This is a genomic window from Variovorax sp. UC122_21, from assembly GCF_044056785.1.
In the GTDB taxonomy this organism is placed as follows: Bacteria; Pseudomonadota; Gammaproteobacteria; order Burkholderiales; family Burkholderiaceae_C; genus Variovorax.
Map to the genome: position 1 here is coordinate 2,873,172 of NZ_CP172004.1, position 20,909 is coordinate 2,894,080.

19 protein-coding genes, 1 tRNA gene and 2 pseudogenes are annotated in these 20,909 nt (G+C 69.3%); 15 read left to right on the forward strand and 7 right to left on the reverse strand.

Translation table 11 applies throughout. From position 1 onward, the window contains the following. Positions 1–94: 94 nt before the first annotated feature. From ACHMXE_RS25895 to ACHMXE_RS25920, 6 genes and pseudogenes are all read left to right on the forward strand, one after another. A pseudogene (locus tag ACHMXE_RS25895) lies at positions 95–274 on the forward strand (acyl-CoA dehydrogenase); the annotation flags it as partial. A gap of 166 nt (positions 275–440) precedes the next feature. Further along, positions 441–1,148, forward strand: coding sequence for an acyl-CoA dehydrogenase family protein (locus tag ACHMXE_RS25900; RefSeq protein ID WP_395352816.1), 708 nt, complete (start codon positions 441–443; stop codon positions 1,146–1,148). A 20-nt stretch (positions 1,149–1,168) separates the two neighbouring features. Further along, a complete protein-coding gene (locus ACHMXE_RS25905) occupies positions 1,169–2,386 on the forward strand; it encodes a CaiB/BaiF CoA transferase family protein (RefSeq protein ID WP_395352818.1) in 1,218 nt (405 codons plus the stop codon). 9 nt (positions 2,387–2,395) lie between these two features. Next, a complete protein-coding gene (locus tag ACHMXE_RS25910) occupies positions 2,396–3,565 on the forward strand; it encodes an acyl-CoA dehydrogenase family protein (RefSeq protein WP_395352193.1) in 1,170 nt (389 codons plus the stop codon). 25 nt (positions 3,566–3,590) lie between these two features. Then, on the forward strand, positions 3,591–4,580 hold the full coding sequence (locus ACHMXE_RS25915) for a Bug family tripartite tricarboxylate transporter substrate binding protein (protein WP_395352195.1): 990 nt from the start codon (positions 3,591–3,593) through the stop codon (positions 4,578–4,580). A gap of 68 nt (positions 4,581–4,648) precedes the next feature. Continuing rightward, a complete protein-coding gene (locus ACHMXE_RS25920; protein ID WP_177239289.1) occupies positions 4,649–5,419 on the forward strand; it encodes an IclR family transcriptional regulator in 771 nt (256 codons plus the stop codon). Positions 5,420–5,423: 4 nt separating this feature from the next. Here ACHMXE_RS25920 and serB read toward each other — a convergent pair whose 3' ends face one another. Genes serB through mfd form a run of 4 tightly spaced genes read right to left on the reverse strand, consistent with a single transcriptional unit; the run spans position 5,424 to position 10,196 of the window. Beyond that, positions 5,424–6,137: a phosphoserine phosphatase SerB gene (serB, locus tag ACHMXE_RS25925; RefSeq protein WP_395352197.1), complete on the reverse strand. Its 714-nt coding sequence runs from the start codon at positions 6,135–6,137 to the stop codon at positions 5,424–5,426. After that, complete coding sequence (locus ACHMXE_RS25930) at positions 6,138–6,536, reverse strand: type II toxin-antitoxin system VapC family toxin (protein ID WP_395352199.1); 399 nt, start codon at positions 6,534–6,536, stop codon at positions 6,138–6,140. Continuing rightward, positions 6,533–6,784, reverse strand: a complete 252-nt coding sequence (locus ACHMXE_RS25935; RefSeq protein WP_143129128.1) for a CopG family transcriptional regulator — start codon at positions 6,782–6,784, stop codon at positions 6,533–6,535. The genes ACHMXE_RS25930 and ACHMXE_RS25935 overlap by 4 nt, the downstream gene beginning before the upstream one ends. A gap of 49 nt (positions 6,785–6,833) precedes the next feature. After that, positions 6,834–10,196 carry a transcription-repair coupling factor gene (gene mfd, locus ACHMXE_RS25940; RefSeq protein ID WP_395352202.1) on the reverse strand — a complete coding sequence of 1,121 codons (3,363 nt, stop codon included), beginning with the start codon at positions 10,194–10,196 and terminating at the stop codon, positions 6,834–6,836. A gap of 244 nt (positions 10,197–10,440) precedes the next feature. On the opposite strand from mfd, the gene ispD reads away from it, so the two are divergent. Continuing rightward, positions 10,441–11,163: a 2-C-methyl-D-erythritol 4-phosphate cytidylyltransferase gene (ispD, locus tag ACHMXE_RS25945; RefSeq protein WP_395352204.1), complete on the forward strand. Its 723-nt coding sequence runs from the start codon at positions 10,441–10,443 to the stop codon at positions 11,161–11,163. After that, a pseudogene (gene ispF / locus ACHMXE_RS25950) lies at positions 11,160–11,647 on the forward strand (2-C-methyl-D-erythritol 2,4-cyclodiphosphate synthase). Before ispD ends, ispF begins: the two are co-directional and overlap by 4 nt. Positions 11,648–11,665: 18 nt before the next feature. Here ispF and ACHMXE_RS25955 read toward each other — a convergent pair. Together ACHMXE_RS25955 and ompR are read right to left on the reverse strand one after the other, a co-directional pair. Then, positions 11,666–13,078 (reverse strand): sensor histidine kinase, encoded by a 1,413-nt coding sequence (locus ACHMXE_RS25955; protein WP_203201217.1) that lies wholly within the window; start codon positions 13,076–13,078, stop codon positions 11,666–11,668. A 73-nt stretch (positions 13,079–13,151) separates the two neighbouring features. Continuing rightward, entirely contained in the window at positions 13,152–13,883 is a 732-nt protein-coding gene (ompR, locus tag ACHMXE_RS25960; protein ID WP_093342288.1) for a two-component system response regulator OmpR, read from the reverse strand. 221 nt (positions 13,884–14,104) lie between these two features. Here ompR and ACHMXE_RS25965 point away from each other — a divergent pair, with 221 nt between their 5' ends. Together ACHMXE_RS25965 and ACHMXE_RS25970 are read left to right on the forward strand one after the other, a co-directional pair. After that, complete coding sequence (locus ACHMXE_RS25965) at positions 14,105–14,404, forward strand: hypothetical protein (RefSeq protein WP_281080655.1); 300 nt, start codon at positions 14,105–14,107, stop codon at positions 14,402–14,404. A 102-nt stretch (positions 14,405–14,506) separates the two neighbouring features. Further along, positions 14,507–15,217: an SIMPL domain-containing protein gene (locus tag ACHMXE_RS25970; protein ID WP_395352207.1), complete on the forward strand. Its 711-nt coding sequence runs from the start codon at positions 14,507–14,509 to the stop codon at positions 15,215–15,217. A 45-nt stretch (positions 15,218–15,262) separates the two neighbouring features. Here ACHMXE_RS25970 and ACHMXE_RS25975 read toward each other — a convergent pair whose 3' ends face one another. Beyond that, positions 15,263–16,033: a 3-hydroxybutyrate dehydrogenase gene (locus ACHMXE_RS25975; protein WP_395352209.1), complete on the reverse strand. Its 771-nt coding sequence runs from the start codon at positions 16,031–16,033 to the stop codon at positions 15,263–15,265. Between the two features lie 68 nt (positions 16,034–16,101). Here ACHMXE_RS25975 and ACHMXE_RS25980 point away from each other — a divergent pair, with 68 nt between their 5' ends. The 5 genes from ACHMXE_RS25980 to phaR all read left to right on the forward strand — a co-directional run bounded on the left by ACHMXE_RS25980 (position 16,102) and on the right by phaR (position 20,874). Next, positions 16,102–17,052: an alpha/beta fold hydrolase gene (locus ACHMXE_RS25980; protein ID WP_395352211.1), complete on the forward strand. Its 951-nt coding sequence runs from the start codon at positions 16,102–16,104 to the stop codon at positions 17,050–17,052. Positions 17,053–17,089: 37 nt separating this feature from the next. Continuing rightward, positions 17,090–19,294 (forward strand): RelA/SpoT family protein, encoded by a 2,205-nt coding sequence (locus tag ACHMXE_RS25985; RefSeq protein ID WP_395352213.1) that lies wholly within the window; start codon positions 17,090–17,092, stop codon positions 19,292–19,294. Positions 19,295–19,361: 67 nt separating this feature from the next. Continuing rightward, positions 19,362–19,438: transfer RNA gene (locus tag ACHMXE_RS25990), tRNA-Val, on the forward strand. A 425-nt stretch (positions 19,439–19,863) separates the two neighbouring features. After that, positions 19,864–20,232 (forward strand): hypothetical protein, encoded by a 369-nt coding sequence (locus tag ACHMXE_RS25995; protein WP_395352215.1) that lies wholly within the window; start codon positions 19,864–19,866, stop codon positions 20,230–20,232. Positions 20,233–20,313: 81 nt separating this feature from the next. Next, positions 20,314–20,874, forward strand: a complete 561-nt coding sequence (gene phaR, locus ACHMXE_RS26000; RefSeq protein ID WP_057591651.1) for a polyhydroxyalkanoate synthesis repressor PhaR — start codon at positions 20,314–20,316, stop codon at positions 20,872–20,874. Positions 20,875–20,909: the final 35 nt, after the last annotated feature.

Sequence of the window (20,909 nt, forward strand, 5' to 3'; positions counted from 1 at the left end):
GCGCCGCCTCGGGCGCGACGAGATGCGGCCCGCGGGCTGGCGCGCCGACCGCGCGGGCGCGCCGCTGCCGGTGGACGACCCCTTCTTCGTGCGCATGCTGGCCGAGGGCTTCGGCCGCACACGCTGGCGCGCGGCCGGCGCGGCGCCCGAGGGCACCGATGCGCCCGCGCCCAACAAGGCCGGCTCGGCCGTGGCCCAGGTGCTGCTGGCCGAGGAGGGCGCCTACTGGGACCGCGGCATCGGCGTCGCGCTGCCGGGCCCGGGCCTGGGCGAACCGCCGATCCTCTCGATGGGCACGCCCGAGCAGAAGCAGCGCTTTCTCTCGCCCTTCGTGAATCCGCAGCGCCCGATCTGGGGTGCCTTCGCGATGACCGAGCCCTCGGGCGGTTCCGACGTGGCCAACATCAAGACCCCGCGCGCGGCGCGACGGCGACCACTGGGTGCTCGACGGCGCCAAGTCCTTCTCGGGCAACTCGGGCCGCGCCGAATGGACCGTGGTGTTCGCCACCATCGATCCGGCGCTGGGCCGCGCGGGCCACCGTGCCTTCGTGGTCGAGCGCGGCACGCCGGGCTTCGGCGACTTCCGCATCGAGAAGAAGATGGGCCTGAAGGCCTACGAGTCGACCTCCTTCTTCCTCTCGGGCTGCCGCGTGCCGGCGGCCAACCTGCTCGGCGGCGAGGCCTACTACGAGCAGCGCTCGGGCGGCTTCAAGGGTGCGATGAACACCTTCAACGCGGGCCGTCCGGCCATCGCCGGCATGGCGGTGGGCATCGGCCGCGCCGCGCTCGACGAGGCCGCGGCCTTCATGCAGGCCCAGGGCCTGGCCTCCGACCTGCGGCTGCGCGACCGGCTCGAGCGTTCGCGCCGCAAGCTCAAGGCCGCGCTGCTGATGGCGCTGCGCGCCGCCTGGCTGGCCGACCGGCGCCAGCCCAACATGCTCGAGGCCTCGGCCTCGAAGGCGCTCGCGCCGCCGGCCGCCTTCGAGGCCACGAGCTTCGCGATGGAGGTGCTGGGCCTGGCGGGCGGCCGCGGCGACCACCTGATCGAGAAGCTGTTTCGCGACGTGAAGGCGCTCGACATCGTCGAGGGCACCGGCCAGATCCAGCGCGTGGTGATGGCGCGGCATCTCGTGGGCCTGCCCAACTGAATCCCTCTTCTTTCTTCTCTATGACCGATACGACTTCCAACGCGCCCTCGGGCCCCCTCAAGGGCATCCGCGTGCTCGACCTCACGGCCGTGGTGCTCGGCCCGCTGGCCACCCAGATGCTGGCCGACTACGGCGCCGACGTGATCAAGGTCGAGCCGCCCGAGGGCGACATGATGCGCGCCAACGGCATCTCGCAGCACCCGGGCATGAGCTCGATCTTCCTGGCCGTGAACCGCAACAAGCGCTCGCTCGCGGTCGACCTCAAGTCGCCCGAGGGCGTGGCGGCGCTGCGCGCGCTGATCCCGCAGGTGGACGTGGTGGTGCACAACATGCGCGTGGCCGCGGTCGAGCGCCTCGGGCTCGGCTACGAGGCGGTGGCGAAGCTCAATCCCAAGGTGGTGTATTGCGCCGCCACCGGCTTCGGCCAGGACGGCCCGCACCGCGACAAGCCGGCCTTCGACGACATCATCCAGGCCGCCTGCGGGCTGGTGGGCGTGGGCTCGGTGGGGCGCGAGCAGCCCGACTACACGCCCAGCCTGATCGCCGACAAGACCACCGGCCTCGCGGTCTGCAACGCGGTGCTGGCGGCGCTGCTGCACCGCGAGCGCAGCGGGCAGGGCCAGTACGTCGAGGTGCCGATGCTCGAGACCATGGCGGCCTTCGTGCTGGCCGAGCACATGGGCGGCATGACCTTCCAGGGTTCGGCGGTGAAGGCCGGCTATCCGCGGCTGCTCGAGGGCGGCCGCAAGCCGGCGCGCACGCGCGACGGCTGGATCAGCATGCTGCCCTACACCGAGCGCCACTGGCAGGCCTTCTTCGTCGAGGTCGGCCAGCCCGAGCTGGCCGAGCGCTACAGCATCGCCAACCGGCAGGAGCGCAACGCGCAGGTGCGCGCGCTCTACGGCCACCTGCGCGAGCTGTCGCCGCTGAAGACCACGGCCGAGTGGATGGCGCTGTGCGAGAAGCTCGACATCCCGGCCACGCCGATCTATGCGCTCGACGACCTGCCCGCGCATCCGCACCTGAAGGCCGTGGGCCTGTTCGAGGACGCGCAGCATCCGACCGAAGGGCCGATCCGCCAGCTGCGGCCCACGGCGCGCTTCTCGGCCACGCCGACGCGCGTGTACCGCCAGGCGCCCACGGTGGGGCAGCACACCAGCGAGATCCTGCGCGAGGCCGGCCTCGGCGAGGAAGCCATCGCGCGACTCAAGGCCAGCCGCGCGGTGGCCGGCAAGTGAGGGCGGGGCATGAACTTCGAACTCGACGACGAGCACCGCATGCTCAAGGACCTGGTCGCGCGCTTCGTGCGCGACGAGCTGCTGCCGCTGGAGCCGGCGGTGCTGAAACGCGAAGCCGAGGGCGGGCAGCTGATGCTGATGCCCGAGGAGCACGAGCGGCTCGACGCGCTCTCGCGCGAGCTCGGCCTCTGGGGGCTCGATGCGCCGGCCGAACTCGGCGGCTCCGACCTGCCGGTGACGGCGATGGTGGGCGTCAACGAGGAGCTCGGCAAGACCATCGTGCCCTACGACCTGCCGCCCGATTCGCCGAACCTGCGCATGCTGCTGAAGACGGCCGACGCGGCGCAGACCGAGCGCTATCTCGCGCCCTATGCGCGCGGCGAGACGGTCTCGGCGATCGCCATCTCCGAGCCCGGCGCGGGCGCCGATCCGTCGGCGATGGGCACGCGCGCCGAGCGCGACGCGCAAGGCAACTGGGTGCTCAACGGCCGCAAGATCTGGATCAGCCGCGCCGCGCGCGCCGACTGGACCATCGTGATGGCCGTGACCGACAAGGCGCTCGGCTCGCGCGGCGGCATCTCGGCCTTCATCGTCGACAAGGACACGCCGGGCTTCATCGTCGAGCGCCGCATCCCGATGCTCGGCGGCGTGTCGACCTACGAGGTGGTGCTGCAGGACTGCCGCGTCGGCGCCGGCCAGCTGCTGGGCCAGGAAGGGCAGGGCTTCGCGCCGATGCAGGCGCGGCTGTCGAGCCGGCGCGTGCAGATGGCGGCCTGGTGCATCGGCCGCGCCCAGCGCGCGCTCGACATGGTCTGCGAGTACGCGCCGATGCGAAAGACCTTCGGCGCGCTGCTGTCCGACCGCCAGAGCGTGCAATGGGGCGTGGCCGATGCCGCCACGCGCATCCACGCCTGCCGCCTCATGACCTACGAGGCCGCCGCGCGCATCGACCGCGGCGAGGAGGCACGCTCGCAGGTCTCGATGATCAAGGTCTACGCCACCGAGATGGCCTGGGACGTGATCGACATGGCGATGCAGATCTTCGGCGCCATGGGCATGACCAAGGAAATGCCGCTGCAGCAGATGGCCAACGAGACCCGGCTGATGCGCATCTACGAAGGACCCAGCGAGGTGCACCGCTGGGTGGTGGCGCGCGAGCTCTTGGGCTCGCGGCGCTGAGAACAAAGAAACCAGGAGACGACCCATGAGTGATTTCTCTCGCGACCGCCGCCGGCTGCTGCTCGGCACCGGCGCGGCGCTGGCCGGTGCCGCGAGCCTGCCCGGCCTCGCGCAGGCGCAGGCCTTTCCCTCGCACGCGATGCGCTTCATCGTGCCGTTCCCGCCCGGCAGCGGCACCGACATCACGGCGCGCCTGTTCGCCAGGAGCATCGGCGACCTCTCGGGCCAGGCGGTGACGGTGGAGAACAAGCCCGGCGGCAACGGCTTCATCGGCGTGCAGACCGCGCTGAATCCGCCGCACGACGGCCACACGGTGTTCATCGGCAGCAACTCGACGCTGACCACCAACGCCGCCACCTTCCGCAAGCTGCCCTACGACCCGATCGCCGACTTCGCGCCGATCACGCTGCTGTCGCGCGGTGCCTGCCTGGTCATCGTGCCGGCCGCCTCGGCCCACCGCTCGCTGGCCGAGCTCGTGGCCGACGCGCGCAAGCGGCCGGGCAAGCTCAACTACGCCAGCGGCTCCATGTCGTACACGCTCTACTCCGAGTGGTTCAACGAGATGGCGAAGATCAAGACCGCCGGCATCAACTACAAGGGCGCGGGCGAGGCCGTCAACGCGGTGCTCACGGGCGAGGTCGATTTCGCGGTGGTCGACGCCACCGGTGCCAACGAGCTCGCGCGCTCGGGCCGCGTGCGGGCGCTGGCCTTCACCGCGCCCAAGCGCTCGATCGTGCTGCCCGAGGTGCCCACCGTCGGCGAGGCCGGCTATCCCGACTACCTCGCGTTCAACTGGGTTGCCGCCGCCGTGAGTTCGAAGGCGCCGCCGGCCGCGCTCGAGCAGCTCGGCGCGCTGTTCGCCAAGGCCGCGCAGACACCCGAGATCCAGGCCTACTACCGCAAGCAGGGCACCGAACTGATCATGTCCTCGGCGCCCGAACTGCGCCGCTACCAGGCCGAGGAGATCGAGCGCTGGAAGCGGCTGATGGGCATCACCGGTATCGAGTTGCAGTAGCATCGCGCGCGGTCCGGCCCGGGCGGTCGAGCGCGCAACATGCCGGCTGGGACCGCGGAGAACATGAAGTGGAGCAATCGGTCATCAAGACGGCGGGGCGGGTGTTTCAGGTGCTCGAGTACCTGCGGGAGGTGCGGCGGCCGGTGACGGTGCGCGAGATCTCCGAGCGGCTCGGCTACCCGCTGTCGAGCGCGCAGGTGCTGCTCAAGAGCGTCGCCACGCTGGGCTACCTGCGCTACGACTCCTCGCTGCGCGCCTACCTCGCCACGCCGCGCCTGGCCTCGATCGGCGACTGGGTGATGGACTCGATGTTCCAGGGCGGGCAATTGCTCACCGTGCTCGGCGACATCGCGCGCGAGACCGGCTTCACCGCCATCCTCGCCGTCGAGAACGACATCTACGCGCAGTACGTGCATGTGATCTTCGGCAGCCGCGCGATCCAGTTCAACGTGCAGCCCGGCACGCGCCGGCTGCTGTGCATGTCGGGCACCGGCTGGGCGCTGCTCGCGGCCAGCAGCGACGACCATGTGGCGCGCACCATCCATCGCAGCAACGCGCGCCTCAAGCCCGGCGGGCAGGACGTCGATGCCGACTACGTGAAGGCGCGCGTGCAGGAGACGCGCGAGCGCGGCTATGCGTTCTCGCGCGGCGTGGTCACCGAGGGCATCGGCATCATCGCGCTGGGCTCGGCCTCGAGCGCCTCGGGCGCGCGCTTCGCGGTCGGCGTGGGCGGCCTCGTGGAGCAGCTCGAGCGCGCGGCCGACACCGTGGTGCCATCGATGCGCGAGCGGCTGCTGGGCACCGCGGCCAAGGCACCCGCGGCCGGCAGCCCGGCCTGACCGGTCAGGGCCGGACGACCTCGAGCAGGCGGTCGAGCCCGCCTTCGTCGATCGCCACCATCGCCTGCTCGCGCACCTTGGGCTTGGCGTGGTAGGCCACCGACAGCCCGGCCTCGCCCATCATCGGCAGGTCGTTGGCGCCGTCGCCCATCGCGATGCATTCCCGCGCCGAGATGCCCATCAGCGAGGCCACCTCGAGCAGGGTGCGGCGCTTCTCGGCGCCGTCGCAGATGTCGCCCCAGCTCTGCATCGCGACCTGGCCCGTGAGCTGGCCGTCGGCCTCGTCGAGCAGGTTCGAGCGTGCGAAGTCGATGCCCAGGCGCTCCTTCACGCGGTTGGCAAAGAAGGTGAAGCCGCCCGAGACCAGCAGCACCTTGAGGCCCGCCGTCTTGCAGGCCGCCACCAGTTCGGTCGCGCCGGGGTTGAGCTTCAGCCGCTCGTCGTAGACCTGCTGCAGCGCGCCGACCGGCACGCCCTGGAGCAGCGCGACGCGGCGGCGCAGGCTCTCCTTGAAGTCCTTGATCTCGCCGCGCATCGTGGCCTCGGTGATCGCGGCCACCTCGGCCTTCTTGCCGACGGCATCGGCGATCTCGTCGATGCACTCGATGCTGATCAGCGTCGAGTCCATGTCGAAGGCGATGAGCTTGAAGTCCTGGAGGGCGAGCGGCGGCGTGAAGCGCTGGAGGACGAGGCCGGGGGAGGAGGGGGCAAGGGTCATTCAGTGATACCAGTTCTCGACGCGCAGGCCGGGCACGCGCGAGAACTCGCTGACGTTGCGGCTGACGACGATCAGGTTGTGCGCCATCGCGATGCCCGCGATGAGCAGGTCATAGGGGCCGATCGGCGTACCGGCCTGTTGGAGGTGGGCCTTGATCTGTCCGGCCGATTCCGCGCTCGCGCTGTCCAGCGGCAGGATGCGCAGGCGCTGCACGAGTTCATCGAGCAGCGCACGCTGCGGGCCCGGGTTGGCGGACTTGGAGAAACCGAACTCGAGTTCGAACAGATTGATGGCGCACAGATTCATGTCCGCATCGCTCGTGCCATTCATGCGCACGCGCACGCCGCCCGTGCCGCGAAAGGCGTAGATGAGGGTGTTGGTGTCCAGCAGGTACTTCACAAGGACTCGCGCGGCGTATCGGGAGGCAGGTCCTTGTGCATGTCCTCGGTCAGGGGGAACTCGTCCCAGGCGGCTTTCTGCTTGTCGGCTTCGGCGAAGAAGCTCTGCCAGCCGGTCTTCTTGCCGCGCTGCCCTTCACGCGCCACCAGCAGGGCGAACCAGCGGCTCAAGGGCAGGTTCGCCGCCGCCGCCGCCGCGCGCGCTGTTTTCTCGGACTCTTCGTCCAGGTAGATCGTGATCTGGGACATGGCGGATCTCCCGAAAAATTACATCGGCAATTATATAAGTGCCAGGCACTTATACGACGGCCGCGGGGCTTTCCTTCACCAACGGTTGCCCCAGGCTGCGCAACACATCGCGCACCATCTGCGCCCGATCCTTCGGCTCCTTGAGCTCGCGCTCGATGCGCAGCTTCTCGTTGCCGGCCAGCTTGATGTGCTTGTTCTTCTGGATCAGGTGGATGATCGCCATCGAATCGACCGGCGGATCCTTCTTGAAGGTGATGTTGATGACGCCGGGCGCCGCATCGACCTTGACCACGCCGTAGGGCCGCGCGAGCACGCGCAGGCGGTGGGTGTCGATCAGGGTCTGGGCCTGCGGCGGCAGCTTGCCGAAGCGGTCGACGATCTCCTCCAGCAGGGTGTCGATCTGGTCGGGGTTCTTCGCGGTGGCGAGCTTCTTGTAGAACGACAGCCGCAGGTGCACGTCGCCGCAGTAGTCGTCGGGCAGCAGGGCGGGGGCGTGCAGGTTGATCTCGGTCGTGACCGACAGCGGCGACAGCAGGTCGGGCTCCTGCCCGGCCTTGAGCGAGCGCACGGCCTCGCTGAGCATCTCGTTGTAGAGCTGGAAGCCGATCTCCATCATGTTGCCGCTCTGGTTCTCGCCGAGCACCTCGCCGGTGCCGCGGATCTCGAGGTCGTGCATCGCGAGGTAGAAGCCCGAGCCCAGCTCCTCCATCTGCTGGATCGCGTCGAGCCGCTGCGCCGCCTGCTTGGTCAGGCCCTCGGTATCGGGCACCATGAGGTAGGCATAGGCTTGGTGGTGCGAACGACCGACGCGTCCGCGCAGCTGGTGCAGCTGCGCCAGGCCGAACTTGTCGGCGCGGCTGATCACGATGGTGTTGGCGGTCGGCACGTCGATGCCGGTCTCGATGATGGTCGAGCACAGCAGCAGGTTGTAGCGCTGGGCCACGAAGTCGCGCATCACGCGCTCGAGTTCGCGCTCGGGCATCTGGCGATGGGCGACGGCGATGCGCGCCTCGGGCAGGATCTCCTCGAGCTTCTGGCGCCGGTTCTCGATGGTCTCGACCTCGTTGTGCAGGAAGTAGACCTGGCCGCCGCGCTTGAGCTCGCGCAGCACGGCCTCGCGGATCACGCCGGTGCCCTCGTTGCGAACGAAGGTCTTGATCGCGAGCCGGCGCTGCGGCGCGGTGGCGATCACGCTGAGGTCGCGCAGGCCCTCGAGCGCCATGCCCAGCGTGCGCGGGATCGGTGTGGCGGTGAGCGTGAGCACGTCGACCTCGGCGCGCAGCGCCTTCATCGCCTCTTTGTGGCGCACGCCGAAGCGGTGCTCCTCGTCGATGATCAAGAGCCCGAGGTTCTTGAACTTGACCGATTCCGAGAGCAGCTTGTGGGTGCCGACCACGATGTCGACCGTGCCCTCGGCCAGGCCCTTGGCGGCGGTCGTGATTTCCTTGGTCGAACGGAAGCGGCTCATCTCGGCCACCTTCACCGGCCATTTGGCGAAGCGGTCGACCAGGGTCTGGTAGTGCTGCTCGGCCAGCAGCGTGGTGGGCGCGAGGAAGGCCACCTGCTTGCCGCCGGTGACCGCAATGAAGGCGGCGCGCAGCGCGACCTCGGTCTTGCCGAAGCCGACGTCGCCGCAAACCAGGCGGTCCATCGGCTGCGGCGAGATCATGTCCTGCACCACGGCATGGATCGCCGCCTTCTGGTCGGCGGTTTCCTGGAAGCCGAAGTCGTTGGCGAACACCTCGTAGTCGGCCGGCGAGTAGCGAAACGCATGGCCTTCGCGCGCGGCGCGGCGCGCGTAGATGTTGAGCAGCTCGGCGGCCGAGTCGCGCACCTGCTCGGCGGCCTTGCGCTTGGCCTTGTCCCACTGGCCCGAACCGAGCTTGTGCAGCGGCGCCTCGTCGGCGCTGACGCCGGTGTAGCGGCTCACCAGGTGCAGCTGGCTCACGGGCACGTAGAGGGTGGCCTTGTCGGCGTACTCCAGGTGCAGCATCTCCTGCAGCAGCGGCTTGCCCTCGGCATCGGTGCCCTGGCCCAGGTCCATGTGGATCAGGCCGCGGTAGCGGCCGATGCCGTGCGCGGAATGCACCACCGGGTCGCCCACGTTGAGCTCGGACAGGTCCTTGATCAGCGCCTCGACGTCGCTGACCTGTTCCTGCTTCTTGTTGCGGCGCCGGCCGGTGCTGCCGGTGGCGAACAGCTCGGTCTCGGTGACGAAGTCGATGCCTTGTTCGCGCCAGGCGAAGCCGGCCGCCAGCGCGGCGGTGGCGATGCCGACCTTCTCGTCGGTTGCGGCCTCGAACTCGGCCAGCGAGTCGAAGGCCGGCGGGCTCACGCCGCTGGCGCGCAGGAAGTCGAGCAGGCTCTCGCGCCGGCCGTCGCTCTCCGCGATCATCAGCACGCGGTGCGGCGTGGCGGCGATGTGGGCCTTGAGCCGCACCAGCGGATCGTCGGCGCCGCGCACCACCGAGAAGGCGGGCAGGGTGTCGAACTCGGCGAAGGGCGCGGCGTCGGCGGTCGAGCGGATCGAGAGCTGCGCATGCGGCTTCACGCGCTGGTAGAACTGCTCGGCGTTGAGGAACAGCGCCTCGGGCGGCAGCGCCGGGCGCTCGGGGTCGCCGCGCACCAGGCGGTAGCGCTCGCCGGTGTCCTGCCAGAAGTGCTGGAACGCGGGCTCGAGCTCGCCATGCAGCACCACGGTGGTGTCGGGGCCCAGGTAGTCGAACACGGTGGCCGTCTCGTCGAAGAACAGCGGCAGGTAGTACTCGATGCCGGCGGTGGCGACGCCGTTGCCCATGTCCTTGTAGATGCGGCTCTTGGTCGGATCGCCCTCGAGCAGCTCGCGCCAGCGGCCGCGAAAGCGCGCGCGCGCGTCGTCGTCCATCGGGAACTCGCGGCCCGGCAACAGCCGCACCTCGGGCACCGGGTAGAGGCTGCGCTGGGTGTCGGGATCGAAGGTGCGGATCGAGTCGATCTCGTCGTCGAACAGGTCGACCCGGTAGGGCACCGGCGAGCCCATCGGGAACAGGTCGATCAGGCCGCCGCGCACCGCGTACTCGCCCGGGCTCACCACCTGCGTGACGTGGGTGTAGCCGGCCAGCGTGAGCTGCGCCTTGAGCTTGGCGTCCTGCAGCTTCTGCCTGGTCTTGAAATGGAAGGTGTAGCCCGCGAGGAAGGACGGCGGCGCGAGCCGGTAGAGCGCGGTGGTGGCTGGCACCAGCACCACGTCGGCTTCCTTCTGGCTGATGCGCCACAGGGTGGCCAGGCGCTCGCTGATCAGGTCCTGGTGCGGCGAGAAGCTGTCGTAGGGCAGCGTCTCCCAGTCGGGGAACAGGGCGCAGCGCAGTTCGGGCGCGAAGAAGGCGATCTCGTCGATCAGGCGCTGGGCGTCGTTGGCATCGGCCGTGAACATGGCCGTGGCGCGGCCCGCGGCCTTTTCGCGCCGCGCGAGCTGAGCCAGCAGCAGTGCATCGGCCGACAGCGGGGGGCGCGGCAGCGTGAAGCGCTTGCCCGCCGTGAGGTGGGGAGGTCCATAAAGGCTTGCTGGAAATGCACAACACCCCGCGCCGACTGGCGAGGGGTGTGCAATGGGGTCGATTCTAGAATGGCGGCCTTTCTTCTGCTTGTCGGCGCACCGGCCGACCGTCCGCCCCGCCATGTCTTCCTCCCGCCTCTTCGTGCTGATCCCGTGCGCCGGTTCCGGCCACCGTGCCGGCCATGCGCAGTCCCCGCAGCCGAAGCAGTACCGGCGGCTGGCCGGGGCGCCGATGGTGGCGCACACGCTCGAGGCCTTCCGCGCGCTGGTCGGGCGCTTCGCCGGCATCGCGCTGGTGGTGGCGCCCGAGGACCGCGACGTGGACGCCGCGCTGCCGCTCTTTCCTCAGCAGGACGAGCACCTGCTGCGCGTGGGCGGCGTGACGCGCGCGGCCTCGGTGCGCAACGGCCTGCTGGCGCTGCGGCAGAAGGGCGCCGGCGCGCACGACTGGGTGCTGGTGCACGACGCGGCGCGCTGCCTCGTGACGCCGAGCCAGATCGAGGCGCTGATCGCGGCCTGCGAGCACGATGCCGTCGGTGGCCTGCTGGCGCACCGGCTGGCCGACACGCTCAAGGTGTCGACGGCCGACAGCCGCGTGGCGCAGACCCTGCCGCGCGCCGATAAGTGGCTCGCCCAGACGCCGCAGATGTTCCGCATCGGCATCCTGCTCGACGCGCTCGAGCGCGCCGGCGACGCGGTGACCGACGAGGCCGGCGCGATCGAGGCGGTCGGGCTGACGCCGCTCTTGGTGCCGGGCAGCGCGCAGAACTTCAAGGTCACCTATCCCGAGGACTTCGCGCTGGCCGAGGCGCTGCTGCTGGCGCGCAAGAAGGTGATGCCATGAGCGCGGCCTTCGACATCCGCGTCGGCGAGGGCTGGGACGTCCATCAGCTGGTGGCGGGCGCAAGCTGATCCTCGGCGGCGTCGAGGTGCCGCATGTCACGGGCCTGCTCGGCCACTCCGATGCCGACGTGCTGCTGCATGCGATCACCGACGCGTTGCTCGGCGGCGCGGGCCTGGGCGACATCGGCCGGCATTTTCCGGACACCGATGCGCAGTTCCGCGGCGCCGACTCGGCCGTGCTGCTGGCCGAAGCCGCACGCCGCGTGCGTGCCGAGGGCTGGCAGATCGGCAACGTCGACAGCACCGTGATCGCGCAGGCGCCGAAGCTGGCGCCGCACATCCCGGCCATGCGCGAGCGCATCGCGCAGACGCTGGGCATCGCGGGCGAGCAGGTCAACGTGAAGGCCAAGACGGCCGAGAAGCTGGGCCCGGTGGGCGAGGGCCGCGCGATGGAAGCGCGCGCCGTGGTGCTGCTGCACCGCTGAGCGCGCGGTTCTTTTCTTTCAGATCTTGCGGACCGGCGGCTGCACCGGCCGCGGCGGCGCCGGCATCGCGCGCGGCATGCGGATGTGCGCCGCCAGGCCGCGTCCCGGCGTGCTGGTGAGCGCGAAGGTGCCGCCCATGCGCTCGATGTTCTTCGCCACGATCGACAGGCCCAGGCCCGCGCCCGCGGCCGAAGTGCGCGCCGCGTCGCCGCGGAAGAAGGGCTTGGTGAGCTGCGCGAGCTGGGCCGGCTCCACGCCGGCGCCGCGGTCGCGCACCTTGATCAGCACCGCGTCGTTGCTCGCCTGCGCCTGGATCACCACGTCGGCGATGCCGGTGGCGGGCGTCTTGCCGTAGCGGCGCGCGTTCTCGACCAGGTTGGAGATCACGCGCGTGAGCTCGACCTCGTCGCCCATCACGCGCAGGTCGGGCGGCACGTCGACCGTGATGCTCATCTCCTCGTAGTCCTGCACGGCGTAGGTGCAGGAGTCGACCACGTCGCGCAGCAGCACCGGCTTGGGATCGACATGGTCGGGCCGCGCGTAGTCGAGGAACTTGTCGATGATCGCGTCGAGCTGCGCGATGTCGGCCGCCATGTGGTCGCGCGCGTCCTCGTCGGCCACGCTCATCTCGGTTTCGAGGCGCAGCCGCGCGAGCGGCGTGCGCAGGTCGTGCGAGATGCCGGCCAGCATGATCGCGCGGTCCTGCTCGATCTTGGCGAGCTGGTCGGCCATGCGGTTGAAGCCGATGTTGACCGCGCGGATCTCGTTGGTGCGCGCGCGTTCGTCGAGCCGGTGCGCCTCGTACTCGCCCTCGCGCACCTGCATGGTGGCGCGCGAGAGCTGCTTGAGCGGCAGGTTGATGAGCCGCGTGATCAGCGCCGCGCCCGCGAGCGACAGCGCCATGGCGGTGCTGAGCCAGACCAGCCAGGTGCGCCCGCCCACGCGGCTGAAGCGCGTGGGGTCGAGCAGCAGCCAGTAGGTGTCGCTCTCGATCGTGAAGCCGATCCACAGGCCGGCCTCGTCGTTGACGCGGCTGGCCACGGTCGTGCCGGCACCGAGCTGGTCGATCAGCTCCTCGGTCACGCGCTGGTCGAGCGCGCCACTGGTGTAGGGCTGCACGCGGTCGTTGGGCTCGCGCGGCAGGATGCGCACGCCTTCCTGGTCGGCCAGCGTCTTGATCAGCGACACGCGCGTGATGGCGTCCGAGTACACCAGCGCCGCGCGCGTGAGGTTCACGAGCGAGGCGATCTGGTGCGCGGTCTGGATCGCGCGCGGTTCGTATTCGAGCGAACGGAAGGTCTGCAGCCAGGCGACGGTGCAGCCGATCAGCAGGAGGGCGAGCAGGAAGAAGGTGCGCCAGAAGAGACTGAAGCCGAGCTTGAGCCCGGGACGCCGGTCACGCTGCGCCGAGCCCTCGAGCGGGCTCGGCATCGTGACCTGGGCGCCGTCCTCCTGGGTACTTTCTCTTCCGGAGGGGAGGCCGATGGCCACCGCTGGTGCCGCGTCAGGCCGTGCCGTCCGGCACGAAGACGTAGCCCACGCCCCACACCGTCTGGATGTAGCGCGGTGCCGCGGCGTCGGACTCGACCAGCTTGCGCAGGCGCGAGATCTGCACGTCGAGGCTGCGGTCGAAGGGCTCGAACTCGCGGCCGCGCGCGAGCTGGGCCAGCTTCTCGCGCGACAGCGGCTGGCGCGGGTGGCGCACCAGCGCCTTGAGCATCGCGAACTCGCCGGTGGTCAGCGAGAGTTCCTCGCCGTCCTTCTTGAGCGTGCGCGAGCCGAGGTCGAAGGTGAAGGGACCGAAGGTGACGGTCTCGTTCTCGGTCGAGGGCGCGCCGGGCGCCTCGAGCGGCGGACGGCGGCGCAGCACGGCGTGCACGCGGGCCAGCAGTTCGCGCGGATTGAAGGGCTTGCCGAGGTAGTCGTCGGCGCCGACCTCGAGGCCGACGATGCGGTCGACGTCCTCGCCCTTGGCGGTGAGCATGATGATCGGCGTGCGGTCGTTGGCGGCACGCAGGCGGCGGCAGATCGACAGCCCGTCTTCGCCGGGCATCATCAGGTCGAGCACGATCAGGTCGACCGTGTCGCGCAACAGGATGCGGTTGAGCGCCTTGCCGTCCTCGGCCACGATCACTTCGAAACCTTCCTGGGTCAGGTAGCGGCGAAGCAGGTCGCGGATGCGGGCGTCATCGTCGACGATCACGATCTTGTCGGTGCGAGCGGGAACTTGAGTCATTTCTACAACGTCGAATTTGTAACAGCGCCGATTCTGAAGGCGTTGGAAGCCGGTTGAGCCGGATTTGCTTTGAGACTGACACTAAGTTACAAAACTTGCGACCGCTCGCGGTCCAGTCATCCGGTGTAAGCGTGGCGGTGGCACAGTGCCTCTGCCCTATGACTTTTGCGCAGAGACTTCTTCCATCCGCCGCACCCCTGCTTCTGCTCGCGTGTGCCTGTATGCCGTCGATTTCGGCGGCCGAATTCCTTCGGGTGGCCGAGGGGCGCCGCAACGACCTGCGGTCCGCGGTGGCCGCGCACCGCGCCGCGCAGCGCGACGAGATGCGCCGCGGCGAAGCCATCGCGGGGCGGCGTCTCACGCCGGCCGAGCTCTACGAATTGCGCCAGCAGGTGCGCGGTCAATGGGCCGCGCCGGGCATCCCCGGGCATTCGGCAGAATCGCAGCCGGCCGAGCGCATCGTGCCGGCACCGATGCCGGCCGCGCGGCTCCTGCCCGCGCCGCGCAGCCAGCGACCTTGAGCGCAGCGCGCGAGCCACGGCTCGCGCCGCGAGGGCGGGTGCACCGAGCACCCGTCTTCTTCTCGTACGTCGTCGACGTACCTACAACCTGGGAGAGCCATCTTGAAAAAAACCATTACCTTGATCGCGGCGTGCGCCGCATGGGCCGGCATGGCCGGCGCGGCCATGGCGCAGAACGCCGTCATGGCGCCGCCGCAGAACGTGCTGCAGCTCAGCGCCAACGGAACCGTCGAGGTGCAGCAGGACCTGCTGAGCATGACGCTCGTGACCACGCGCGACGGCACCGATGCCGGCAGCGTGCAGACGCAGCTGAAGGCCGCGCTCGATGCGGCGCTGACCGAGGCGCGCAAGAACGCGCAGGCCGGCCAGCTCGACGTGCGCACCGGCAACTTCAGCCTGTCGCCGCGCTACACGCGCGAGGGCAAGATCAACGGCTGGCAGGGCACGGCCGAGCTCGTGCTCGAGGGCCGCGACTTCCCGCGCATCGCCCAGACGGCCGGCCGCATCACGACCTTGACCGTCGGCAACGTGGGCTTCGGCCTGAGCCGCGAGCAGCGTGCCAAGACCGAGGCCGAGGCGCAGACGCTCGCGATCGACGCCTTCAAGCAGAAGGCGACCGAGCTGTCGAAGAACTTCGGCTTCGCGGGCTACACGCTGCGCGAGGTGACGGTGAATGCGAACGACGGCGGGCCGATCCGCCCGCGCATGATGGCGGCCGCGGCCAAGTCCTTCTCGGCCGACGCGCAGGTGCCGATCGAGGCGGGCAAGACCAGCGTGGTGGTCAACGTCTCGGGATCGGTGCAGCTCAAGTAAGGGCTGCGGGGCGGGGCGCCTGGCGCGCCCCGCCCGTGTTTTCTCTTATTGCGCGGTCCAGCCGCCGTCCATCTGCCAGGCCACGCCGCGCACCTGGTCGGCCGCGGGCGAGCACAGGAACACGGCGAGCCCGCCGAGCTGTTCCACCGTGGTGAACTGCAGCGAGGGCTGCTTCTCGCCCAGCAGGTCGTTCTGCGCCTGCGTGGCGCTGATGCCTTCGCGCGCCGCGCGGTCGTCGATCTGCTTTTGCACCAGCTGCGTCAGCACCCAGCCCGGGCAGATCGCGTTGCTCGTGATGCCGGTGGTCGCGGTCTCGAGCGCCACCGACTTCGTGAAGCCGACGATGCCGTGCTTGGCCGCCACATAGGCCGATTTCTGGGCCGATGCCACCAGGCCGTGGGCCGACGCGATGTTGATGACGCGGCCCCAGTTGGCTTCGCGCATCGCGGGAATCGCCAGCCGCGTGGTGTGGAAGGCGCTCGTGAGGTTGATCGCGATGATCGCGTCCCAACGTTCGGGCGGGAAGTCCTCGACCTTGGCCACGTGCTGGATGCCGGCGTTGTTGACCAGGATGTCGACGCGGCCGAACTCGGCGGCCGCGAACTTCATCATGTCCTCGATCTGATCGGGCTTGCTCATGTCGGCGCCGTGGTATTCGGCGCGCACGCCGAGCGCGGCGATCTGCGCCTTGGGCGCCTCGGCGTCGCCGAAGCCGTTGAGCACGATGTTCGCGCCCTGCTGGGCGAGGGCGCTGGCGATGGCGAGCCCGATGCCGCTGGTGGACCCCGTGACAAGAGCGGTTTTGCCTTTGAGCATGAAGATGAATCTCCGGATGAATTAGGATGCGACGAGAAGATTATCCGCACCAGAACGGCCCTGTTTCCATGACCGAACCGACGCTTCACCACGTGGCGTGCAACGACACCCACGGCGGCCACCGCATGGCCTATTGGCAGTGGGGCGACGCGGGCAGCCCTCACCTGGTGCTCTGCGTCCACGGCCTGACCCGGCAGGGCCGCGATTTCGACGCGCTGGCCCGTGCACTGGTGGCGCGCGCCGAAGGCCGGGTGCGGGTGGTCTGCCCCGACGTGGCGGGCCGCGGCGCCAGCGACTGGCTGCGCGACCCGGCGGCCTACCAGGTGCCGCTGTACGCGGGCGACATGGTGGCGCTGCTCGCGCAGCTCCATGGGCAGCATCCGATCCAGACGCTCGACTACGTGGGCACCAGCATGGGCGGCCTGATCGGCTTCGTGCTGGCCGGCCACAAGGAACTGCCGCTGCCGGCACCGGTGCGGCGCTTCGTCGTCAACGACGTCGGCCCGACCATCGAGGCGGCGGCGATCCAGCGCATCGCGGCCTACGTGGGGCAGGGCGGTCGCTACGACAACCTGCAGCAGGCGGCCGACGCGCTGTGGGCGATCTCCACCAGCTTCGGTCCGCACACGCCCGAGCAGTGGCTCGACCTCACGCGGCCCATGGTCGTGCCGGCCTCGCAGCGCAGCGCCGATGGCGCGGCCAAGGTCGACGCACCGGCCGGTGCGGACGGCCCCTGGATGCTGCACTACGACCCGGCGCTCGCGGTCGGCCTGCGCGCCATCACGCCCGAGGCCGCGGCACAGGTCGGCGCCATCATGTGGGGCCTCTACGACGCGATCACGGCGCGCGTGCTCGTCACGCGCGGCGCCCAGTCCGATCTGCTGTCGCGCGAGACCGCCATCGCGATGACGCAGCGCGGCCCGCATGCGGCGCTGGTCGAGTTCGAGGGCGTCGGCCATGCGCCGACCTTCGTCGATCCCGCGCAGGCCGCGGTGGTCGCGGACTTCCTGTTCGATTGAGGGCAGCGTGAAGCGCGAGTCTTCCAGCCTCCAGGGGATGCCCGCTTCGGACGGCATCGTCGTCGACTATCCGCTGTCGGCCGCCACCGCCGAGCGTTCGCCGGTGATGGAGAACATGCTCGCGCGTGCGCGCGCCTTCGCCGAGCCGCTGATCGTCGACGAGCTGCTCGACACCGGCGAGAACGCCCTGGCGCATGCCGACGCGGTGGCCGCCATCGTCAAGAAGATGGGTGGCTCCGAGGCCATGCAGGGCGCGAGCTACCTGGTCTACGCCTGCTCGCACCTCAACCGGCCGCAGGAAGTCATCGCCAAGGTCTTCGGCGACAACTTCGCCGCGCTGGCGGTGGAAACCACCAAGCTCGTGCGGGTGCAGGAGCAGGCCCGCGCGGCGGCGCGCGCGCATCAGAACGAGGGCGCGGGCGCCCAGACCGAGAACGTGCGCAAGATGCTGCTGGCGTTCTCGCGCGACCTGCGCGTGGTCATGCTGCGTCTGGCCTCGCGCCTGCAGACGCTGCGCTACGCGGCCGCCAGCAAGCAGCCCGTGCCCGAGGGCGTGGCGCGCGAGTCGCTGCAGGTGTTCGCGCCGCTCGCCAACCGGCTCGGGATCTGGCAGGTCAAGTGGGAGATCGAGGACCTCTCGTTCCGCTTCCTCGAGCCCGAAACCTACAAGCTGATCGCGCGCCTGCTCGACGAGAAGCGCATCGAGCGCGAGAGCTACGTCGAGCAGTTGCGCTCGCGGCTCGAGGGCGAGCTGCATGCCGAGGGCATCCGTGCCACGGTGCAGGGGCGGCCGAAGAACATCTACAGCATCGTCAAGAAGATGCGCGGCAAGTCGCTCGACTTCGCGCAGGTGTTCGACATCCTCGCGCTGCGCGTGGTGGTGCCCGACGTGAGGGACTGCTACGCGGCGCTGGCCTGGGTGCATTCGCACTTCCAGCCGATCGACGAGGAGTTCGACGACTACATCGCGCGGCCCAAGCCCAACGGCTACCAGTCGCTGCACACGGTGGTGCGCGCGCTGGTCGACGGCCAGGTCGGCAAGCCGATCGAGATCCAGATCCGCACCGAGGAGATGCACGACCACGCCGAGCATGGCGTCGCGGCGCACTGGGCCTACAAGGAAGCGGGCCACAAGGGTTATGCGGGCGTGTGGGCCAGCGGCGAGTACGACGCCAAGATCGCGGTGCTGCGCCAGCTGCTGGCGTGGGAACGCGACCTGTCGGGCGGCCTGCAGGGCCAGGGCCTGTTCGACGACCGCATCTACGTGCTGACGCCGGACGCGGCGATCGTCGAGCTGCCGCAGGGCGCGACGCCGGTCGACTTCGCCTACACCGTGCACACCACGCTGGGCCATCGCTGCCGCGGCGCGCGCGTCGACGGCGCGATGGTGCCGCTGAACACGCCGCTGTCGAACGGGCAGACGGTGGAAGTCATCGCGGCCAAGGAAGGCGGCCCGTCGCGCGACTGGCTCAACGCGGAGCTCGGCTATCTCGCGAGCCATCGCGCGCGCGCCAAGGTGCGCGCCTGGTTCAATGCCCAGATCACGCACGAGACGGTGGCGCGCGGCCGCGAGGCGGTCGAGAAGCTGCTGCAGCGCGAAGGCCGCACGGCCATGCGGCTCGAGGACCTCGCATCGCAACTGGGTTTCAAGTCGGCGGACCAGCTGTTCGAGGTGGTCGGCAAGGACGAGTTCTCGCTGCGCAACATCGAGACGCTGCTGCGTCCGCCCGAACCGCCGGCGAATCCCGACGACGGCGTGCAGATCAAGAAGCCGCGTGCCAGCGAGAAATCGGGCAAGGGCGGCGTGCTGGTGGTCGGTGTCTCCTCGCTGATGACGCAGCTCGCGAAGTGCTGCAAGCCGGCACCGCCCGATGCCATCGCGGGCTTCGTCACGCGCGGCCACGGCGTGAGCGTGCACCGCGTGGACTGTAGCAACTTCCGCACGATGGCCTCGCGCGACGGCGAGCGCGTGATTGATGTGGAGTGGGGCTCTACCAAGGGCGAGGCGCCGGTCTATGCGGTCGACGTCGCCGTGGAAGCGGCCGACCGGCAGGGCCTGCTGCGCGACATCTCCGATGTCTTCGCGCGCGAGAAGATGAACGTGATCGGCGTGCAGACGCAGTCGGTCAAGGGCACGGCATGGATGACCTTCACCGTGGAGATCGCCGACGCGGCGCGTCTCGCGCAGGTGCTCAACGTGGTCACGGCGGTGGCCGGCGTGCGATCCGCGCGACGTCGATGAAAAAGCGGCGGCGGGTCCGGAAACCGCCATTTCTCCTGCTATACTTTCAGCTTCTCGAAACAATCGCAGGCGCGTAGCTCAGCTGGTTAGAGCACCACCTTGACATGGTGGGGGTCGTTGGTTCGAGTCCAATCGCGCCTACCAAATCTCCCTCTGAAGAAGACCAGTCTTCAGGCCCAACGGGAGATTTCGGGGAGATTACTCTCCCCCTTGCAGTGGAGCCCGAAGCTTCATCTCCTGTCTCTCATCCCATCCGTGATCTGACGTGACGTCGATGCGTCCTTCGAGGATCGGGGTTGGGGCGCTCGAGGCGGGCTGTGGCTGACGGGGCGAAAGCGGATCCTACCCGTGGGTAGAATCTTTTTCGCAGAGCTGCCTGGATCCGACCGGGCGCCATTTTCTGGATCGGCCATTCGCCGCACTGGAGGACCAGACCTTCGGCTGGGTTCCCATCGTGGCAATCGCCCATTCGGATGTCCGCCACGGGCAACCACCGGGCCATTTTCTTGTGCTAACTTGGCTGCCGTGCAGAGCCTTTTTTCTTTTCATTTCCCCTCGGGGATCATCCGATGAGCGCGCGATCGATCGTGGTGGATCGCGAGCGCGCGCAGGCGCGTTTGGCCGCGCTGATGAAGCAGGCGCCGATCGAGTTCGCGCGCGCCGTCTACGGCATCAACGACCGCGCGGGCGGCCGCCTCGACACCATGGCCGCGCGCGAGGTCGAGCGCGCGGCGCGGCAGGGCATGCCGGTCACGCAGGAGCGCGCCGAGCAGCGCGCCCGCGCCTATCTGCCGACGGTCGGCCACGAGCATTGCCCGCGTTGCTGGGTGGTCTACGGGCACAAGAGCCCGTTGCGTTTCCGCGAGGAGAGCGCGGAGCGGCCCGAATCGGCCGTCTGCGCGGCTTGCGGCGCCGAATACGCCACCGCCGCGGAGTGAAGGCGCGGCCGCCGGTCGCGCGCGGTCAGGGTAAACCTTGTCGCGATGCAGCAAAACCGCTCCCTAGAATCATCCGATGACATGGGCGTCCATGTGAAGGAGTCCGCAGTGCAGAGCAAGAAGTCCGGGGTCAAGCCGGTACAGCGTGTGATCAAGAAGTACCCGAACCGAAGGCTCTACGACACCGAGACGTCCACCTACATCACGCTGACCGAGGTCAAGCAACTGGTGATCGAGCGCGCCCAGTTCGTGGTGCGCGATGCCAAGACTGGCGACGACCTCACGCGCAGCATCCTGCTGCAGATCATTCTCGAAGAAGAGGCGGGCGGTGCGCCGATGTTCACCGAGCAGGTGCTGGCCAACATCATCCGTTTCTACGGCCAGGCCATGCAGAGCTACATGGCGCCCTACCTCGAGAAGAACATCCAGGCGATGACCGAGGTGCAGGCGCAGCTCGCCGAAAAAGCCGAGGGCCTGACGCCCGAGATGTGGTCGCGCTTCATGAGCATGCAGTCGCCGATGCTGCAGGGCCTGATGGGCAACTACGTGGAGCAATCGAAGAACGTGTTCCTGCAGATGCAGGAGCAGATGCAGAAAAGCACCGAGCAGGTATTGGGCGCCTTTGGCATCAAGCGTCCCTGAAATACCTGTCGTCCCAGATAGCTGGGACAATAGGA

Bases quoted from the DNA above. Each gene is read 5' to 3' on its own strand.
- ACHMXE_RS25905 (WP_395352818.1), top strand. From the start codon at position 1,169: ATGACCGATACGACTTCCAACGCGCCCTCGGGCCCCCTCAAGGGCATC.
- ACHMXE_RS25910 (WP_395352193.1), top strand. From the start codon at position 2,396: ATGAACTTCGAACTCGACGACGAGCACCGCATGCTCAAGGACCTGGTC.
- ACHMXE_RS25915 (WP_395352195.1), top strand. From the start codon at position 3,591: ATGAGTGATTTCTCTCGCGACCGCCGCCGGCTGCTGCTCGGCACCGGC.
- serB (WP_395352197.1), bottom strand. From the start codon at position 6,137: ATGACCCTTGCCCCCTCCTCCCCCGGCCTCGTCCTCCAGCGCTTCACG.
- ACHMXE_RS25935 (WP_143129128.1), bottom strand. From the start codon at position 6,784: ATGTCCCAGATCACGATCTACCTGGACGAAGAGTCCGAGAAAACAGCG.
- mfd (WP_395352202.1), bottom strand. From the start codon at position 10,196: ATGTTCACGGCCGATGCCAACGACGCCCAGCGCCTGATCGACGAGATC.
- ispD (WP_395352204.1), top strand. From the start codon at position 10,441: ATGTCTTCCTCCCGCCTCTTCGTGCTGATCCCGTGCGCCGGTTCCGGC.
- ACHMXE_RS25955 (WP_203201217.1), bottom strand. From the start codon at position 13,078: ATGCCGAGCCCGCTCGAGGGCTCGGCGCAGCGTGACCGGCGTCCCGGG.
- ompR (WP_093342288.1), bottom strand. From the start codon at position 13,883: ATGACTCAAGTTCCCGCTCGCACCGACAAGATCGTGATCGTCGACGAT.
- ACHMXE_RS25965 (WP_281080655.1), top strand. From the start codon at position 14,105: ATGCCGTCGATTTCGGCGGCCGAATTCCTTCGGGTGGCCGAGGGGCGC.
- ACHMXE_RS25975 (WP_395352209.1), bottom strand. From the start codon at position 16,033: ATGCTCAAAGGCAAAACCGCTCTTGTCACGGGGTCCACCAGCGGCATC.
- ACHMXE_RS25980 (WP_395352211.1), top strand. From the start codon at position 16,102: ATGACCGAACCGACGCTTCACCACGTGGCGTGCAACGACACCCACGGC.
- ACHMXE_RS25985 (WP_395352213.1), top strand. From the start codon at position 17,090: ATGCCCGCTTCGGACGGCATCGTCGTCGACTATCCGCTGTCGGCCGCC.
- ACHMXE_RS25995 (WP_395352215.1), top strand. From the start codon at position 19,864: ATGAGCGCGCGATCGATCGTGGTGGATCGCGAGCGCGCGCAGGCGCGT.
- phaR (WP_057591651.1), top strand. From the start codon at position 20,314: ATGGGCGTCCATGTGAAGGAGTCCGCAGTGCAGAGCAAGAAGTCCGGG.